Genomic DNA, 17,444 nt, shown 5'->3' with positions numbered 1-17,444 from the left:
ATGGGAAGCCATAATGACGGAACACGACAAATCCTCCGCCGTGGTTGAAGAGACCAGGGAGACTGTGGAGACGACGCCACAGCCAGAGACGACAGAGAAAACCGCTGAGAAGAAAAACGGCAGCAACAAAACGAGCCTCGCGCTAAGCGCGATTGCCATCGCCATTGCGCTGGCTGCAGGGGTTGGCCTGTACGGCCTGGTGAAGCAACAGGGCGCTAACCAGACGTCCACCAGCGATGCGCTGGTGAATCAGCTCACTGCCCTGCAAAAAGCGCAGGAGACGCAGAAAACCGAGCTGGAAACGGTGATTAAGCAGCAGGCCGCCGCGCTTGCCGAGGCGAACAGCAAACAGGAAGAGCTGGCTAAACAGCTGGGCGACGTGCAGCAGAAAGTCGCCACGATTTCCGGTACCGATGCCAAAACCTGGCTGCTCTCGCAGGCTGACTTCCTGGTGAAGCTCGCCGGACGTAAGCTCTGGAGCGATCAGGACGTCACCACTGCCGCCGCGCTGCTGAAAAGCGCCGATGCGAGCCTGGCAGACATGAACGACCCGAGCCTCATTACCGCACGTCGCGCGATCACCGAAGACATCGCCAGCCTCTCCGCCGTCTCGCAGGTGGATTACGACGGCATTATCCTCAAGGTGAACCAGCTGTCGAATCAGATTGATAACCTGCAGCTGGCGGATAATAACGACGACGACTCCCCGATGGATTCCGACGGTACCGAGCTTTCCAGCTCCCTGAGCGAATGGCGCATAAACCTGCAGAAAAGCTGGCAGAACTTTATGGACAGCTTCATCACTATCCGCCGTCGCGACGAAACCGCCGTGCCGCTGCTGGCGCCGAACCAGGATATCTATCTGCGCGAGAACATCCGTTCCCGCCTGCTGGTGGCGGCTCAGGCCGTGCCGCGTCATCAGGAAGAGACCTACAAACAGGCGCTGGATAACGTCTCAACGTGGGTACGCGCCTACTACAACACCGATGATGCGACGACCACCGCCTTCCTCGAAGACATTGATAAGCTGAGCCAGCAGAACATCACCATGAACGTGCCGGATAAGCTGGCCAGCCAGCCGATTCTGGAGAAACTGATGCAGACGCGCGTACGTAACCTGCTGGCGCAGCCGGGCGTACCGGCAGAGCCGTCGGGCGGAGCGGCACCTGCCCCGGCTCCGGCGCCTGAAAGCGCACCGCAAGGAGAGTAATGATGCTAAAAGTTCTCTTACTCTTCATCCTGCTGATCGCCGGGATCGTGCTGGGCCCCATGCTTGCGGGCCATCAGGGTTACGTCCTGATCCAGACCGATAACTACAACATTGAAACCAGCGTAACCGGCCTGACGATCATTCTGATCCTCGGCGTGGTGGTGCTGTTTGCGATCGAGTGGATCCTGCGCCGCATTTTCCGCACCGGTGCCCACACGCGCGGCTGGTTCGTTGGACGTAAACGCCGCCGCGCCCGTAAACAAACCGAGCAGGCTCTGCTTAAGCTTGCTGAGGGTGACTATCAGCAGGTTGAAAAGCTGATGTCGAAAAACGCTGACCATGCTGAACAGCCGGTGGTGAATTATCTGCTCGCAGCCGAAGCGGCGCAGCAGCGCGGTGACGAAGCCCGCGCTAATCAGCATCTGGAGCGGGCGGCAGAGCTGGCGTCCGGTGACCCAATTCCTGTGGAAATTACCCGCGTCCGCCTGCAGCTGGCACGCAATGAGAACCACGCGGCTCGCCACGGTATCGATCGCCTGCTGGAAGTTGCGCCACGTCATCCGGAAGTGCTGCGTCTTGCCGAGCAGGCGTATATTCGTACCGGCGCCTGGGGTTCGCTGCTGGACATCATTCCGTCGATGGCGAAAGCCGAGGTGGGCGACGATGAACATCGTGATGAGCTGCAGCGTCTGGCATGGATTGGCCTGATGGATCAGGCGCGCGCCGACCTGGGCAGCGACGGTCTGAAAACGTGGTGGAAGAATCAGAGCCGTAAGACGCGCCAGCAGGTTCCTCTGCAGGTCGCCATGGCGGAACATCTTATTGAATGTGACGATCATGACACGGCTCAGGAGATCCTCCTCGACGGCCTGAAGCGCCAGTATGACGATCGTCTGGTGATGGTGATCCCGCGCCTGAAAACCAATAATCCTGAGCAAATCGAAAAAGTGCTGCGTCAGCAGATTAAAAGCGTCGGCGATCGTCCGCTGCTGTGGAGCACCCTCGGTCAGTCGTTAATGAAGCATGGCGAATGGCAGGAGGCGAGCCTCGCCTTCCGTGCGGCGCTGAAACAGCGTCCGGACGCGTTTGACTACGCGTGGCTTGCCGATACGCTGGACAAGCAGCATAAGCCGGAAGAGGCAGCCGCCATGCGGCGTGACGGATTGCTGCTAACGCTGCAAAATAACGGTACGCAGCAGTAAATAAAAAGGAGGCCAGAGGGCCTCCTTTTTTTATCGCCTTTCTCCTGCTACATTCTTTGCACCCACATCCGCAAACGAATCCGCCAATGTAACGATGTCTTTTCATTAACCTTTTTTCACACACGCGCACATTTTGCAGCGTGGACTAAATCGTTTTTGAAAGGAAATCTCAATGAACTCGCTTTTGTATGCGCTTATCCAGGCGCTGCGCTGCCACCGCTGGCTGCGCCTGCTTGCCTGTGCTTTTATCTTTTCGTCACTGGGGAATGGTCTAACCCAGGTTGTGGTCTTCGGTTTGCTGCTAGCGTGGTCAGCCCCGCCCGCTCTGCTCACTCTCGCTTTTCTTTTCGCTACGGTACCTGGGTTCATCGGCAGCATCTTAGGCGAAAAACTGTGCTCGCTCTTTTCGCCGATATCGCTGCTGATACTGACCGAGGTGCTGGGCTTGCTCGCCCTGCTCTTTCCTCTGCTTGGCGTGGGTTACCACAGCGTTGCCGCATTGCTCGCCGTGCAATCCACCGAAGCCCTGCTCAGCGGGATGAGCTGGCCCGCGCTGACATTGCTCTTTAAGCGCGGACTTAGCGAAGCAGAGCTGCCCGCTGCAACCTGTCTGGAAAATGTGATTTTCGCTTCTCAGGTGTTATTAGGGACCGGACTCGGCGTGGTGCTGTTTCAGAAGACATCCGTGTTTACCCTACTGGCCATTGATGCCGCGAGCTTTCTGGGCTCATTAGTACTGCTATGGCTGGCTGGGCGCCGGTTTTCTCCGACACCAGGCCCCACCACTATGGAAAAGGGGGATGCTGCAACATTACGCTGGCAGGCGTTGACCGTTCGGCAGAAACGCAGCCTGCTCATCCTGCCGGCGCTGGCCGCCGTCGGCTCACCGGCGATGGCGCTTCTTCCGGCACTGGCCCAGCAGCTCCGTCCTCAGGATGCGGCGGGCCTTGCTTTGCCTTTGCTTTTCGCGAGAAGTCTGGGGCAGCTTAGTGGCCCCCTGCTGCTAAAAAAAGAGAGCCTGACGCGCTTTGCGGCCCACACGCCACGAATAATCGTTTGCCTGAGCATCTTTCTGGCCGCTTATGGCATGCTGCCGTTTTTGTCCGGGTGGACAGTATGTGCGCTGGGGATGATCTTTATCGCGCATCTGGCCTCGAATGTTCTCTTCGCAGCGGGCACGTTTGGGGTACTCAGTAGTTTTCCTCTCACGCAAACCGCTTCGGCCAGCGGTAAAGCCTGGCGCTGGCAAACGCTCAGCGCCTCTCTTTTCACCGGCATTGCAGCGGCGGTGGCTTCAGGGTTTGGCTCAGTACAGGCGCTCTATGCTGTCTCTGCATCGGCCCTGCTGATGGTTGCCCTGATCATGCGCTTGTATCGGGAATAAGGCATAAAAAAACGCCTGCTATAAAAGCAGGCGTCAAAACAGGTCTGTAAGACAACATATTTGGTGCTTCACTCAACGTTGTGTCCATGGTGTCTGATGAGGCCGAAGCGACATCTGTCAGTGGACGATAAGCACCGTAAATGGCTCTGCGTCATTCCTGAGTTTATGAGGCACTAAGGCGAACATAAGAGATGGAATGAGCATCTACACGCATATTATTGCACGTAACGTGCCAACATAACACCCAGAACTTTTACATGACGCAATATTTTAAGATAAAAGGAAATTATGCTGCTAAGCGCCGTCTTAAGCGCTACAACGTATCGGGAAAAGGCGGGAATATGTCGCCAGGAGGAGACAGCAAAACCCATAAATGTTTTTTTATCTAACTTTCAATGAGTTGTATGTCGCTGGATTGCGACAATGAAAAAGGACGCTGTCGGAGAATGACTACAGGGATGAGAAGCCGCAGAAAACAAAAAACCCCGCCGAAGCGGGGTTCAAAATTGGTCGGCGAGAGAGGATTCGAACCTCCGACCCACTGGTCCCAAACCAGTTGCGCTACCAAGCTGCGCTACTCGCCGATGTACTGCTTTTTGAATTTTTAGTTCAATTCATTTAAAAAGTCGTGGTGCGAGGGGGGGGACTCGAACCCCCACATCCAAAGGACACTAACACCTGAAGCTAGCGCGTCTACCAATTCCGCCACCTTCGCAATTCACAACTCTTTCAAATAATGGGGTGGCTAATGGGATTCGAACCCACGACAACTGGAATCACAATCCAGGGCTCTACCAACTGAGCTATAGCCACCACTGTATTCTTTCACGCGGTACTGACTACTTCTCAGACCACCGCAGCTCTAGCGCCGGGACTAAAATGGCGCGCCCGACAGGATTCGAACCTGAGACCTCTGCCTCCGGAGGGCAGCGCTCTATCCAGCTGAGCTACGGGCGCTTAGCGCCGTTGCGGGGCTGGATATTACGTACCTCCGTCCCCGCTGTCTAGTGCTTTTTTGAAAAAAATGCGCGTTTGGTTATGGTTTGCACATTTTGCCGCTTATTCCTCCACTTTCTGCGTGGTGCCGCGGCGACCCAGGCCAAAAAGCTTATATGCGGCCGTCACAGCCGCCAGGAAGATCATCCCGACAAACAGCGACATGCGGGTATCTTCATTAAAGTACATGCCGATTAATACGCAAATCAGGAACGCCATCGTCAAATAGTTCGCATAGGGGAACAGAATTGAGCGGAACGGATGGCTTTCGATCGCTTTTTTATGCGCATGCCGGAAACGTAGCTGGCTGATGAGGATAACAAACCACGGCACCATGCCCGGCAGTACGCTGGCGCTGTAGACGTAAACGAATACGCGCTGCGGGTTAGGAATGATGTAATTCAGGCAAGAGCCAATCAGCAGGATTACAATGGAGACCGCCACACCCGCCACCGGTACGCCGGCACGTGAGACTTTACTCATCGCCGCAGGCAGCTGGTTATTCTTCGAAAGCGCATAGAGCATACGCCCGCAGCTGTACATCCCGCTGTTACAGCCTGACAGCGCTGCCGTCAGGACCACAAAGTTGATGATGCCCGCCGCCGCCGTGATACCAATTTTGGCGAAGGTTAAAACAAACGGGCTACCCGTCGTGCCAATTTCGTTCCATGGGAAGATAGTCACGATGACGAAGATCGCGCCCACATAGAAAATCAGGATGCGCCACAGCACTTTGCCCACCGCGCTACGCAGCGTGACCTGCGGGTTTTTCGCTTCACCGGCGGTAATACCAATCAGCTCCACGCCCTGATACGAGGCCACAACGATACACAGCGCCGTCAGGAAGCCCTTCCAGCCGCCGGCAAAGAAGCCGCCGTTTTCGGTCAGGTTGCCAAAACCGATAGCGTGTCCACCGTTGCCAAAGCCGAAGAAAATCACGCCCAGGCCGACGACAATCATCACGATAATCGTGGTGACTTTGATCATTGCGAACCAGAACTCAATTTCACCGTAAAGGCGCACGGCTGCCAGGTTTGCCAGCGCCACCAGCCCCACGGCAATGAGCGCGGGTATCCACTGGACCATGTCCGGGAACCAGAACTGGACGTAGACCCCTATCGCGGTGATCTCTGAGATGCCCACCGCCATCCACATAAACCAGTATGACCAGGCCGTCAGGTAGCCGAAGAAGGGGCTCATATAGCGATGCGCGTAAACGGCGAAAGAGCCGGTTACCGGCTCCAGGAAGAGCATTTCGCCCATGGAACGCATAATGAAGAAAACAAACAGCCCGGCGATAATATACGCCAGTAATACGGAAGGGCCTGCCCATTTGAGCGTGCTTGCGGAGCCCATAAACAGGCCTACGCCGATAGTGCCGCCCAGCGCTATCAGTTCAATATGACGAGCTTCCAGCCCACGCTGTAGCTCCGGTTGTTTCTCTGCCATAGATCCTCGATTGTGTTTGCTATTTCCCGGCTTAATACCGGGTATTGTTTTTTAGGGGTACTAAAATACGGAGCGAATGGTTTCCTAAAATCTGCCAAATGGCAAACGATGCATTAAAAAAATGAATGCATTGCACAGATTATCAGCAGTTTTGCAGGCGAGTTGCAGCGCGAATAGCATATCGCGCTACATTTTGATTACATTTTCCCGGTGTAATGCCAGGCGAGGTAGCGTAACAGACGGATCTGTCGTTTGATGCGCGTCGGTTGCGATAGCAGGCGGTACAGCCACTCCAGCCCCAGATTTTGCCAGACCTTTGGCGCACGCTTAACGTGGCCGGTAAAGACGTCGTACGTGCCGCCGACGCCCATGTAGAGGGCATCAGGACAGACCAGACGGCAGTCACGCATCAGGATCTCCTGACGCGGGGAACCCATCGCCACGGTGACAATTTTCGCCCCGCTGTCACGAACGCGTTCAAACAGAGCCTGTCGATCTTCCGGTTTGAAGTAACCATTCTGGCTGCCGACAATATTAACATTCCATTGACGACACAGTTTCTCCTCCGTCTGGGCCAGTATCTCCGGCTTTCCGCCAATCAGGAACACGGGCGTACCCTGCACACCGGCGCGGGCCATAAGCTGCTCCCAGAGATCGGCCCCCGCCACGCGGGATACATTAGCGTCAGGATACTTTTTACGGATAGAGCGAACTACGCTGATCCCGTCCGCGTATTTAAATTCAGCCGCTTCAATCAGGCTTTTGACTTCCGCATTATCCTCAACCGCCAGCATTTTTTCCGCGTTGATGGCCACCAGCGTACCGGATTTCATCTGGCCGTCGGCGAACAGAAAGTCCAGCGCGTGCTGCATGTCGCGCCAGCCAATAAGCTGCAGGCCACGTAGCGCGTAGCGCGGTGCAGAAATTTTATCAGTCATTACTATCCTTACTCAGACTTGCGACAGCGTTGTGCTGCCCTGCCGCTCGCGCTTGTGCACGAGCCCTGCGCTGTCAAATAGCCAGTACAACAGTTTGGCCAGCAACAGGCAGAGGCCGAAAACGACCATGAAGAACACCACGCGCGACACGAACGAGTCCAGCCCTTCGCGCGCCAGAACGATCATATTGAAAATGGCACCAAAGCAGAAACTGTGCAAAATGGCGGCTTTATAGCGGTTGGTCTCTTCATTGCCGCGCAGATAAAGCCAGTCAAACCACTTGATAATCAGCCCAACGGCAACTGCACCGGGCAGAATGAACCACGCCCCCCCCATCACCACCAGGGAACCAATCAGCGTTGGCGAGATTGCCAGACCGGAATGGTTGTTCAGCACTTCCCAGGTAAAGTAATTTGCCGTGTTAAGCACCACGCCAGGCCGGTCCGGCCATAGCCAGGAAGGGATAAAGACGTAGAAGTCGCGAACAATCGGCGCCAGCCCCTGGAAATCAATCTTGTCGTAGTTTTGCAGCAGCAATGCCAGGTTTTCCCACGGGGAGAAGGTATCGCGCGTCAGGTAGAGGAACGTGTAAAACGCCTCATCGCCCGCCACGTTCATCCCGTAGCGCTTCAGCGCCAGCCAGAACATCCCCACAATGCCAAACACGCCTGCCGCAACCAGCATCCACAGCGAGATCCAGCCGCGGATGATGCCGATAAACAGGAAGATGGCGAAGGCGATGATAATGTTCGCGCGCGTGCCGCCCACAATCATGTAGGTCAGAATGCCAAACGCGACGGTGCTGACCAGGAAGAATAGCCACGCTTTGCTGTCCTGGCGCAGAAAAAAGACCACCAGCATCGCCGGAATGAAGAAGTAGAAGAAACGCTTAAGCGCCACGCCCGAGACTTCGGCCGAAAAAATCTGGCTGTAGGAGTGGAGCTTAAACAGCAGAAAGCCGTTATGCATGAAGAAGATACCGACGCTGACCAGGGCGATGGTCATCAGCATCACCCACGTCAGGTGGGTTTCCACCCGATTCATGGTAAAAAGCGGCCGGCGCGGGGCAGCAGCCTGCGCTGAACGAAGACGCGTTTTATAGGTGACGTAGTAGACGGCATAGAAGCAGGTCGCCGCCAGAAGCGCCTGAAGCAGGATTTCCGGCGGTGCGACGCTCACGTCAAAACGGAAGACCAGAATGCTGGTCAGCGGGAAGCCGAAAAAGAAGGTCAGCAGAAACAGTAACGAGAAGAAAACGTTAAAGTTGAAACGTACCCGGCGGAATTCAAACCAGGTAAGCGTGGCAATAAACAGGGTGCTCAGAAGCCAGACAACCAGTAAGCCGCTGAATTGCAACTGACTCATGCTTTGTCTCCTGAAGCGATACGCAGCGCGCGGTGCCACGGCGTGAGGTAATTCGGGCTGAAAAAATCGATGCTATTTTTATCCACCAGCGTGAGCTGGCGTTGGGCTTCCCGAACCACCTCGACATTCAGCGTGTCTGAGGTAAACAGCACCGGAATATGCTGCTCGGCCATGTCCTGCCAGAACGGATTGTCGCGGTTGAGCACGCACGGTACACCCGCCTGAATCAGCAGACACAGCGTGCCGATTCCCTGCTGTCGTGCGAAGATGAAATAGCCAAGATCGCATTTTCTCAGCAGCGCAAGATATTCATCAAATTCCAGCTTATCGCTAAGGATGTGCAGGTTTTCTGCACTAAACAGCGCAAGCCCCTGTTGGCGAACGTCAGCAATATAGGCGTCGTTGTTGGCGGGATAGCCCATCGGCACCACAACATTCACCGTGTCGCCAAACTGCTGATGCACCGCCCTGAGCGCCGCGACGTGTTCGTTACTGCGATCGCCGGAATTCCCCACCAGGATCGTCAGCTTGCCTTCACGCACCGCGTCATTCGCCATGGCGTTCAGCGCCGGATCCATGCGGGTCGGGAAATAGAGTAGTTCTCCGCGCACGTTCGGGTGCTGTTTAGCAAAATAGTTGAGATCGCCACGGGTGGCAAACACACAGCCTACGCGCCCCTGCGCCATGCGCCGCAGCGGATAGAAAAGACGGAATTTCCAGCCGCGGGAGACTTCGTAGAGATCGGCTCCCCAGATATGCCAGCTGCACTGGGAAGGTTTAATCCCCCCGCTGAGCAGTGCCAGCCACAGGCCGGTATTGAACTGCCCGTGGAAAAAGAAACGTTGCTTACGATCCGCTTTGGCTTTTGCAATGACCGCCTTCGCCAGCGCGGCCTTATCCGGCCAGAAGCGAATCGTCAGCGCCGGAAACGCCTCGCTCAGGCCCTTATCCTGACCTGCAACCATAAACTCACGCGCATCAGGATTACCCGATGCCAGCTCGTCGTTGAAGAACCGCAAAACGGTCTGGTTATGGTGTGGGATATCCGATCCCAGGATGTGAATCAGTGCAGTCATGCGCGTTTACGCCACAATAAAAATACGCCGCAACAGGCGGCGAAATAAACGATATAGGTTGCCATGTAGGCCTGAGCCGCCCCCAGCGCACCGTGCGCGGGTATCAGCCAGTGTGAAAATGCTGTCAGTAACGCAAACTGGCTAATTTCCGCCAGGATATACAGCCGCAGGGACGCTTTTGCAATCACCAGATAGCCGAAAACGTAAGCCCCCACTTTCAGCACATCACCCACCAGCTGCCATGCAAAGAGATCGCGCATGGCGGTGAACTTCGCCGAGAACAGCAGCCAGATGGCGACATCGCGCAGTAACCAGACGGTAAAGCTGGCCGCCGCGACGGCAGGCAGCACAAAGCGCAGAGATCGGAAAATCTCGCGCGTAATTTCTTGTCTGGACGTCAGGCGCGATAAGGTTGGCAGCAAATAGACGCTAAAGGAAGCCGTTATAAATTGGAGGTATGCATCGGAAATGCTGCTCACGCCCTGCCAAATCCCGACTTCATCCCAGCTATAATGCGCCGCCAGCAGGTTTCGCATCATCACGTAGGCTACCGGCAGCGTGACGGAGGTGATGAGCGCCATCAGGGTAAATTTACCCAGCTGGCTGGCAAGCATCGTGTCCCATTGCGGTTTCAGGTAGCTCAGAGGGATGACGCCCCGACGCATCAGCATAAATGCCGCAGGCACAACAACCAGGGCCGGGACCAGCGCAAGCCCCAGCAGCGCGCCTTCATAGCCGCCAAGGCGATAGCAGAAGTAATAGGCAATCACGCCGATGACGCTGCCCAGGATTAAGGCAAGCGCGTTCCCGGCGGCATCACGAAAACCTTTCATCAGCGCCAGCAGCAGGTTTGCCCAGGCAATGCCCATCTGAACCAACGCGACCAGACGCACCAGCCCCTGATAATGGGGGTGCCCGAACAATCCCTGGCTGATGGGCGCCGCCGCCAGCAGAAAGACAACCGCCATCAGGGTCGAAAAACCCGTGACCATCGCCGAAGAGGTGCCCACCACCCTGCGCAGCTGAGCCGCATCATCGTGATACTGCGCAACGTATTTGGTGACGCCGTTGAAAATACCGGCGCCGGCCAGCACGCCAAGGACGGTAACGAGCTGGCGGAAATTACCCGCCAGCCCCACGCCAGAGGGGCCAAATGAGACGGCCAGCAGCTTGACGACCAGCAGCCCGGCGCCAATTTTTACAAGCGTGGACGCGGCGGTCCACACCGATGCTTTTGCCAGAGACATATCAGCCGAAATAACTCAGAAGGGTATTAATCACCGTACGCTGGTTAACAGGCGCGAGGTTGTAGAACAGTGGCAGGCGAAGCAAACGCTCACTTTCTTTGGTGGTGTAACGATCTTCACCGGCGAACGTGCCAAACGCTTCGCCGGCCGGGCTGGAGTGCAGCGGGATATAGTGGAACACCGCCATAATTTCGGCCTCTTTCAGCCAGGCGATGAGCTCGCTGCGGTCGTCGTTATCGCGCAGCTTGATGTAGAACATATGCGCGTTGTGGACGCAAGCTGCCGGGATGGTCGGCAGCTCAATGCGCCCGGCTTTGGCCAGAGGCTCAAGCGCATCGTAATACGTTTGCCACAGGGAAAGACGCTGAAGGTTGATACGTTCCGCCGCTTCCAGCTGCGCCCACAGATATGCCGCCTGCAGATCCGCCATCAGATAGCTGGAGCCGATGTCGCGCCAGGTGTATTTATCCACCTGTCCCCGGAAGAACTGGCTGCGGTTGGTGCCTTTTTCGCGGATCACTTCCGCACGCTCCACGAGAGCCCGGTCGTTAATCAGCGTCGCGCCACCTTCTCCGCCCGCCGTGTAGTTTTTGGTTTCGTGGAAGCTAAAGCAGCCAATGTGGCCGATAGTGCCCAGCGCGCGTCCCTTGTAGGTGGACATCACGCCCTGCGCGGCATCTTCCACCACGAACAGATTATGTTTTTTGGCGATGGCCATGATGGTGTCCATTTCACAGGCCACGCCCGCGTAGTGAACCGGCACGATCGCTCGCGTTTTGTCGGTGATCGCCGCTTCAATCAGCGTCTCATCAATGTTCATGGTATCCGGACGGATATCCACAAACACGATTTTCGCTCCGCGCAGGACAAAGGCGTTTGCGGTGGAAACGAAGGTATAGCTCGGCATAATCACTTCATCACCGGGCTGGATATCCAGCAACAGTGCCGCCATTTCCAGCGATGCCGTACAGGACGGGGTCAGCAGCACTTTGGCGCTGCGAAAACGCTGTTCCATCCACTGCTGACAGCGACGGGTAAAACCGCCGTCACCACAGAGTTTGCCGCTGCCCATGGCAGACTGCATATAGTCGAGTTCAGTTCCGACAACGGGTGGTGCGTTAAATGGAATCATCTTGTCACCTGTATAACCAGTAGGCGGTGGCGTCGATGTTGGCACCACTCGCAATATAACGTTTAAGCGCGGCGGTGTTGCCCAGTTGGGTCGCGACCCGCAGCGTCACAAGCTGTTGCTGCTGCGCCCAGTGCAGCGCCGCCTGCATGAGTTTCTCACCCATGCCTCGCCCGGCTAATAAGCCAATACGCGCCTCGCGCTCGTTGAGCTTACGCAGCGAGACGAACCCCTGGATTTGACCGTCGCCTGCACGGAAAACCAGGCAGACGTGGTCAAAGGTGCCTTTGACCGCATTCTCTATCCACTGGGCATAGAAACGTCCGCTATCGTCAGGTGCATACCAGGGCGCACGAAAGCGACTCTGTGCAAATGCCTTGGCCGCCATCTGACGCAGCACGGAGATGTCCTGTTCGGTTGCAATTTCCGCGCCGGACGCATCGTGCCGGGTAAGGGTAATGGAAAGGTCTACCTCACCTTCAACCAGCTGAAAGCCGTGCTGCTGGAGCGCGTCAAGCAGATCGGCGCGCTCCGCCGGGATCTTAGCCTGCACCCGTTGCCAGGCGATAAAATCTGATTCAGCCAGCACCGGCGCGTCATCGTGCACACGTACGATGGCCGACGGCAGGCCGAAAAAGGCACTCTCCCACTGCAGGGACTCAAGCACCCCATTCAGGCTGTTCAACGCCAGACACCTTTGGTATCCACAATAAACTGCTGACGAACGGCATCGCCGGACGTGGCTTTAAACTCTTTATGATCTACCAGCAGCACCAGCACGTCCGCCGTCGCCAGCGCGTCTTCCAGCGCCGTCAGCGTGCAGTGCCCCGCCAGTTTTGCCGGTAATTCATGGATATTCGGCTCAACCACCAGTGTTTCACCCTTGTGCCATTCGGCAATCATCTCAGCAATTTCCATCGCCGGGCTTTCACGCAGATCGTCAATATTGGGTTTAAATGCCAGACCAAAGCAGGCAATTTTCAGCTCGCTGGCGCGCTTGCCGCTCTCTGTCAGGCAATCCGCTACCGTCGCTTTAACCTGATTGAGCACCCAGTGAGGCTTGCTGTCGTTCACTTCACGCGCGGTGCGAATCAGACGAGCCTGCGCCGGATTTTGCGCCACGATAAACCACGGATCGACGGCGATACAGTGTCCACCCACGCCCGGGCCTGGCTGGAGAATGTTTACACGCGGATGGCGATTCGCCAGGCTAATCAGCTCCCAGACGTTAATCCCCTGATCGGCGCAAATTAGCGACAGTTCGTTCGCAAAGGCGATATTGACGTCGCGGAAGCTGTTCTCCGTCAGCTTGCACATCTCGGCGGTGCGGGAATTGGTCACCACGCACTCGCCTTCCAGGAAAATCTTGTACAGCGCGCTGGCACGTTCGGAACAGACGGGCGTCATACCGCCAATGACGCGGTCGTTTTTAATCAGTTCGACCATCACCTGGCCCGGCAGCACGCGCTCCGGACAGTAGGCGATGTTGATATCCGCCTGCTCACCCGCCTGCTGCGGGAAACGTAAATCAGGACGCGCGTCGGCCAGCCACTGTGCCATCTGCTCGGTAGCGCCGACCGGAGAGGTCGATTCCAGGATCACCAGCGCCCCTTTCTTCAGCACAGGCGCTATGGATTTGGCCGCCGCCTCGACGAATGCCATGTCGGGCTCGTGGTCACCTTTAAACGGGGTAGGGACGGCAATCAGGTAGGCATCCGCTTCAACTGGCGTCGTGCTGGCACGCAGGAAGCCCCCCTCCACCGCCTCTTTCACCACGCGGTCAAGATCGGGCTCCACAATATGAATCTCGCCACGGTTAATGGTTTCTACCGCTCGTGCGTTGATATCCACACCAACAACCTGTTTCTGACGAGAGGCAAACGCGGCCGCAGTAGGTAAGCCAATGTAGCCAAGACCAATGACAGAGATGGTAGTAAAACTCATAGCGATACCCGATTGTGTTTAAGTGCATGCAAAATACGGCCACAAGCCTGCCCGTCTCCATACGGATTATGGGCCCGGCTCATCGCCTGATACGCTTCATCGTCATGCAGCAGGCGCGTGACCTCTTCGACGATGAGCTGCGCGTTGGTGCCGACCAGACGCACCGTACCGGCTTTGACGGCTTCCGGACGTTCGGTCGTTTCACGCATCACCAGCACAGGTTTGCCGAGGGATGGCGCTTCTTCCTGGATTCCGCCGGAATCGGTGAGGATCAGCCAGGCGTGGTTCATCAGCCAGACAAACGGCATGTAGTCCTGAGGTTCAATCAGAAGGACATTTTCGACATGGCCCAGGATCCGGTTAACCGGCTCGCTGACGTTAGGGTTAAGGTGTACTGGATAGACAATTTGCACATCGTCATTCTGCGCGGCGATTTCAGCCAGCGCGTGACAGATTTGCTCGAAACCCCGGCCAAAGCTCTCGCGACGGTGGCCAGTGACCAGAATGGTTTTTTTGCCGTTGTGAAGGAACGGATAGCGGGCAGCGAGCTCTTTCTGAAGATCGCTGTTTGCCAGGACGCGGTCACGTACCCAAATTAACGCGTCAATGACCGTATTGCCGGTCACAAAGATTTTGTTATCGGCGATATTTTCACGCAGCAGGTTCTGACGAGAGTTTTCCGTTGGCGCAAAGTGGTACATCGCCAGATGACCCGTTAACGTGCGGTTGGCCTCCTCCGGCCACGGTGAATAAAGATTGCCGGTACGCAGACCCGCCTCAACATGCCCCACGGGAATTCGCTGGTAAAACGCGGCCAGGCTTGTCGCCACGGTTGTGGTGGTGTCACCGTGTACCAGCACGACGTCGGGCTTGAATGACTCCAGGATCGGCTTAAGATCTTGCAGTATGCGGCAGGTTATTTCGGTCAAGCCTTGCCCTGGTTTCATAATATTGAGGTCGTAATCCGGGGCGATGGAAAAGAGCGTTAAAACCTGGTCGAGCATCTCACGGTGCTGTGCCGTGACGCAGACTTTCGCTTCAATATCAGGATCGCTGGCCAGCGCATGAACCAGAGGCGCCATCTTAATGGCCTCCGGCCTGGTGCCAAATACGGTAAGTACTTTCACATCGATTCTCTTCGATTAGGCGATGAAGGCCATAGCCTTCATCGTAAACGGCGTTCTTAGTTTTTGCGACGACGCGTTAACGCCACGCCAGCGCCCGTCAGTGCGCCCACAATCCCCCACATGATCATCAGGAATGCGCGGCGCGGACTGTCGCGTTTTACAGGTTCTTCAGGCGTTCGCAAATAACGATAGGTCTGAAAACGCGGGTCCAGGGATGGACCGACATTAAGCGTATTGAGCATCGCGCGATTTTGATCGTAATCGAGGTCAAAATCAGGACCGACGGCCTTCAGGTTTTCCAGCCGCGCCTGCAGCATAGGGCGACCAAGAAGGAACATTTCAGAGTCAGGCAGCTCATCGGCCGGCACGTCCGTCTCAGTACGGGAAATATTGTGCTGTTCCGCAATTTTCAGCGCCTGCTCAATGTTATGCACGCGGCGACCGAAAATAGTATTCGCCACTTCTTCCTGACGTTTCACCTGGGCTTTCATCTGGATGGTACGAGCCGCCCAGGCACCTTTAAGCTCTTCGTTAAGATGGCTTGCGGCACGCTGGCTGGCAAACGCGACATACTGACGCAACAGGTTGTTGGCATCCGGCGCGGTTTCTGCAATCAGCTTGACGCTGTCATTCACGCTACGCAGCGCGTCGCCCGGCATAAACTGAATATTGTTAATCAGATCGTCCAGCAGGGCGGCATCGGCTTTTGTATTATCAACCCGGCGCTGCTTGTAGTAATCCGTCTGGGACCAGAAATCACGGCGGGTATCCCACGAAGCCAGCTGCATCACAAACTCTTTATAGGCTTCATCCATAACGGAAGCCTGGTCAGGCGTAGCAAGACTGGCTTTGATGTCCAGGTTACGCAGGAATTGCTGCTGGGAATAGTATCCCCCGAGCATGTTAACCGTTGGCTTGTCTGTGATTGCCGTGGCGCTCCACTCTTGCTTTGCAAAGAACGTATAGGCCAGCGCTAACAGGGCAAACCCCAGCGCGATCCCCGCAATCCAAAGTTTGCCTGCCCATAACACGCGAAACAAACCCCGAATATCCAGTTCATTCTCAGTTACCACTGATTTCGCTCCCGCCAACGGTTGAGTCATCATAGTCCCGGTTTTACTTAGTTAATGTTGTATTTTTGCCACTGTTACGACGCATCCTGCGTTTAATACGTTTAATGAAGCGTGCTACCTTCCATGCACGCTTGATGCAGTAGCCGTAGAGAGAAAAAGCTAGCAAGAACAATACCAACATAGCCCATTCAGGCACAAAATGTGTATATTCCGCCGTCACGCCAATCCCCGCTAGAATAGCAGCCGCCAGCGTAATAAGCACAAATGCTTGCCGGGAAGTGAATCCGGCTCGCATGATCAAATGATGAATGTGCTGACGGTCAGCAGAGAAAGGACTCATCCCTTTACGCAGGCGGCGATACATAATCGCAACCATGTCCATTAACGGGATAGCGATAATCCATAATGCCGTTACTGGGCTAATGGGGTGTACATCACCCTGAGTGGTTTCCAGCAAGATCCAAATGATAGTAAAGCCGATAAGTGTGCTACCCGCATCACCCATGAATACTTTATAGCGACGGCCCAATGCGCCGAGATTCAACAGGATATAAGGTAGGATGGCCGCAATCATGGCAAAACACCACATAGCAAGGCTATATTGCCCATCGAACCATAAAATGAAACCAATTGCGGCAAATGAGACGCAGGACAAGCCTCCCAACAAACCATCGATACCGTCAACCATGTTGAACGCGTTAATTGCCACCCACACGGCAAAAAGTGTCAGGAAATAACCGAACGGACCGAGTTCCATCTCCCAGGAGCCAAAAATATAGCCCAGGCTACTCAAGTGCAGCTTAGCGAACACCATCATAGCGATAGCTACAGCAGCCTGAACGAAGGCGCGGATTTTGACGCTAATATCATAACGGTCGTCAAGAGCGCCAACCACCACAAGCACCGTCGCACAGGTCAGGTACAGCCTGGCATGTGGAATATAGTAATCCGCGATGGCAAACGTGAAGCAGATCCCCGCGAAAACAGAGATACCGCCGACCAAAGGAATCATACCTTGATGACGCTTACGGAAGTTGGGTTTATCCACTAACCCCAGATATTTCGCCACCTTACGTGCCAGAAACAAAAAACAGGTGGTAAACAAGAAAATACTGGTTAGTTCAGTAAACGTATCAAGTAGGTTCACAATGGATGTTCTCAACAAATGTTAGTCAAGGAAGTATAACCATCAAGGCGCTGAGCCTGAAGTTATAAAGCAAACCTCTTACAATTCCATTTGTTTATTATTCAAGCTATTAATGTTTTTACTGTGCGAATTATCTTATTGTCGCACTGACCAGTCA

Annotated in this window: 14 protein-coding genes and 4 tRNA genes; 3 read left to right on the top strand and 15 right to left on the bottom strand. The window is 55.4% G+C overall.

Going from position 1 to position 17,444, the window contains the following annotated elements; genetic code table 11:
* Window positions 1-13 precede the first annotated feature (13 nt).
* The 3 genes from hemX to ACOTZC_RS21970 all read left to right on the top strand — a co-directional run bounded on the left by hemX (window position 14) and on the right by ACOTZC_RS21970 (window position 3,796).
* Window positions 14-1,210, top strand: a complete 1,197-nt coding sequence (gene hemX / locus ACOTZC_RS21980; protein WP_045357194.1) for a uroporphyrinogen-III C-methyltransferase — start codon at window positions 14-16, stop codon at window positions 1,208-1,210.
* Window positions 1,211-1,212: 2 nt separating this feature from the next.
* Entirely contained in the window at window positions 1,213-2,412 is a 1,200-nt protein-coding gene (gene hemY, locus ACOTZC_RS21975; RefSeq protein WP_023309633.1) for a protoheme IX biogenesis protein HemY, read from the top strand.
* Window positions 2,413-2,584: 172 nt separating this feature from the next.
* Window positions 2,585-3,796: an MFS transporter gene (locus tag ACOTZC_RS21970; protein ID WP_126304498.1), complete on the top strand. Its 1,212-nt coding sequence runs from the start codon at window positions 2,585-2,587 to the stop codon at window positions 3,794-3,796.
* Between the two features lie 507 nt (window positions 3,797-4,303).
* Here the strand turns inward: ACOTZC_RS21970 and ACOTZC_RS21965 are convergent.
* The 15 genes from ACOTZC_RS21965 to wecA all read right to left on the bottom strand — a co-directional run bounded on the left by ACOTZC_RS21965 (window position 4,304) and on the right by wecA (window position 17,287).
* A tRNA-Pro gene (locus ACOTZC_RS21965) sits at window positions 4,304-4,380 on the bottom strand.
* A gap of 45 nt (window positions 4,381-4,425) precedes the next feature.
* Window positions 4,426-4,511 (bottom strand) — tRNA-Leu (locus tag ACOTZC_RS21960).
* 22 nt (window positions 4,512-4,533) lie between these two features.
* Window positions 4,534-4,609: transfer RNA gene (locus ACOTZC_RS21955), tRNA-His, on the bottom strand.
* 67 nt (window positions 4,610-4,676) lie between these two features.
* A tRNA-Arg gene (locus ACOTZC_RS21950) sits at window positions 4,677-4,753 on the bottom strand.
* A gap of 102 nt (window positions 4,754-4,855) precedes the next feature.
* On the bottom strand, window positions 4,856-6,241 hold the full coding sequence (gene thrP, locus ACOTZC_RS21945; RefSeq protein WP_023309635.1) for a bifunctional threonine/serine APC transporter ThrP: 1,386 nt from the start codon (window positions 6,239-6,241) through the stop codon (window positions 4,856-4,858).
* Between the two features lie 197 nt (window positions 6,242-6,438).
* A complete protein-coding gene (wecG, locus tag ACOTZC_RS21940) occupies window positions 6,439-7,179 on the bottom strand; it encodes a lipopolysaccharide N-acetylmannosaminouronosyltransferase (RefSeq protein ID WP_126304496.1) in 741 nt (246 codons plus the stop codon).
* Between the two features lie 12 nt (window positions 7,180-7,191).
* Window positions 7,192-8,544 (bottom strand): ECA oligosaccharide polymerase, encoded by a 1,353-nt coding sequence (gene wzyE / locus ACOTZC_RS21935; RefSeq protein WP_023309637.1) that lies wholly within the window; start codon window positions 8,542-8,544, stop codon window positions 7,192-7,194.
* A complete protein-coding gene (locus tag ACOTZC_RS21930; protein ID WP_047743368.1) occupies window positions 8,541-9,620 on the bottom strand; it encodes a TDP-N-acetylfucosamine:lipid II N-acetylfucosaminyltransferase in 1,080 nt (359 codons plus the stop codon). The genes wzyE and ACOTZC_RS21930 overlap by 4 nt, the downstream gene beginning before the upstream one ends.
* Window positions 9,617-10,867 (bottom strand): lipid III flippase WzxE, encoded by a 1,251-nt coding sequence (wzxE, locus tag ACOTZC_RS21925; RefSeq protein ID WP_126304494.1) that lies wholly within the window; start codon window positions 10,865-10,867, stop codon window positions 9,617-9,619. The genes ACOTZC_RS21930 and wzxE overlap by 4 nt, the downstream gene beginning before the upstream one ends.
* 1 nt (window position 10,868) lies before the next feature.
* A complete protein-coding gene (gene rffA / locus ACOTZC_RS21920; RefSeq protein WP_126304492.1) occupies window positions 10,869-11,999 on the bottom strand; it encodes a dTDP-4-amino-4,6-dideoxygalactose transaminase in 1,131 nt (376 codons plus the stop codon).
* 4 nt (window positions 12,000-12,003) lie between these two features.
* The gene (gene rffC / locus ACOTZC_RS21915) at window positions 12,004-12,681 is read right to left on the bottom strand and encodes a dTDP-4-amino-4,6-dideoxy-D-galactose acyltransferase (protein ID WP_421636023.1); all 678 of its coding nucleotides are present in this window, start codon (window positions 12,679-12,681) and stop codon (window positions 12,004-12,006) included.
* A complete protein-coding gene (gene wecC / locus ACOTZC_RS21910) occupies window positions 12,678-13,940 on the bottom strand; it encodes a UDP-N-acetyl-D-mannosamine dehydrogenase (protein ID WP_045403883.1) in 1,263 nt (420 codons plus the stop codon). Before wecC ends, rffC begins: the two co-directional genes overlap by 4 nt.
* Entirely contained in the window at window positions 13,937-15,067 is a 1,131-nt protein-coding gene (wecB, locus tag ACOTZC_RS21905) for a non-hydrolyzing UDP-N-acetylglucosamine 2-epimerase (protein WP_029739565.1), read from the bottom strand. Before wecB ends, wecC begins: the two co-directional genes overlap by 4 nt.
* A gap of 56 nt (window positions 15,068-15,123) precedes the next feature.
* Window positions 15,124-16,170, bottom strand: coding sequence for an ECA polysaccharide chain length modulation protein (gene wzzE / locus ACOTZC_RS21900; protein WP_023309644.1), 1,047 nt, complete (start codon window positions 16,168-16,170; stop codon window positions 15,124-15,126).
* A gap of 13 nt (window positions 16,171-16,183) precedes the next feature.
* Window positions 16,184-17,287 (bottom strand): UDP-N-acetylglucosamine--undecaprenyl-phosphate N-acetylglucosaminephosphotransferase, encoded by a 1,104-nt coding sequence (gene wecA / locus ACOTZC_RS21895; protein ID WP_045357210.1) that lies wholly within the window; start codon window positions 17,285-17,287, stop codon window positions 16,184-16,186.
* Between the last annotated feature and the right edge of the window lie 157 nt (window positions 17,288-17,444).

This window comes from Enterobacter cloacae complex sp. SHL009 (assembly GCF_049237205.1).
Taxonomy (GTDB): domain Bacteria; phylum Pseudomonadota; class Gammaproteobacteria; order Enterobacterales; family Enterobacteriaceae; genus Enterobacter; species Enterobacter cloacae_M.
This window is presented reverse-complemented; position numbering and strand designations above follow the sequence as displayed.

Excerpts from the sequence above, each read along its gene's own strand:
- hemX (WP_045357194.1), top strand. The coding sequence starts at position 14 with ATGACGGAACACGACAAATCCTCCGCCGTGGTTGAAGAGACCAGGGAG.
- hemY (WP_023309633.1), top strand. The coding sequence starts at position 1,213 with ATGCTAAAAGTTCTCTTACTCTTCATCCTGCTGATCGCCGGGATCGTG.
- ACOTZC_RS21970 (WP_126304498.1), top strand. The coding sequence starts at position 2,585 with ATGAACTCGCTTTTGTATGCGCTTATCCAGGCGCTGCGCTGCCACCGC.
- thrP (WP_023309635.1), bottom strand. The coding sequence starts at position 6,241 with ATGGCAGAGAAACAACCGGAGCTACAGCGTGGGCTGGAAGCTCGTCAT.
- wecG (WP_126304496.1), bottom strand. The coding sequence starts at position 7,179 with ATGACTGATAAAATTTCTGCACCGCGCTACGCGCTACGTGGCCTGCAG.
- wzyE (WP_023309637.1), bottom strand. The coding sequence starts at position 8,544 with ATGAGTCAGTTGCAATTCAGCGGCTTACTGGTTGTCTGGCTTCTGAGC.
- ACOTZC_RS21930 (WP_047743368.1), bottom strand. The coding sequence starts at position 9,620 with ATGACTGCACTGATTCACATCCTGGGATCGGATATCCCACACCATAAC.
- wzxE (WP_126304494.1), bottom strand. The coding sequence starts at position 10,867 with ATGTCTCTGGCAAAAGCATCGGTGTGGACCGCCGCGTCCACGCTTGTA.
- rffA (WP_126304492.1), bottom strand. The coding sequence starts at position 11,999 with ATGATTCCATTTAACGCACCACCCGTTGTCGGAACTGAACTCGACTAT.
- wecC (WP_045403883.1), bottom strand. The coding sequence starts at position 13,940 with ATGAGTTTTACTACCATCTCTGTCATTGGTCTTGGCTACATTGGCTTA.
- wzzE (WP_023309644.1), bottom strand. The coding sequence starts at position 16,170 with ATGACTCAACCGTTGGCGGGAGCGAAATCAGTGGTAACTGAGAATGAA.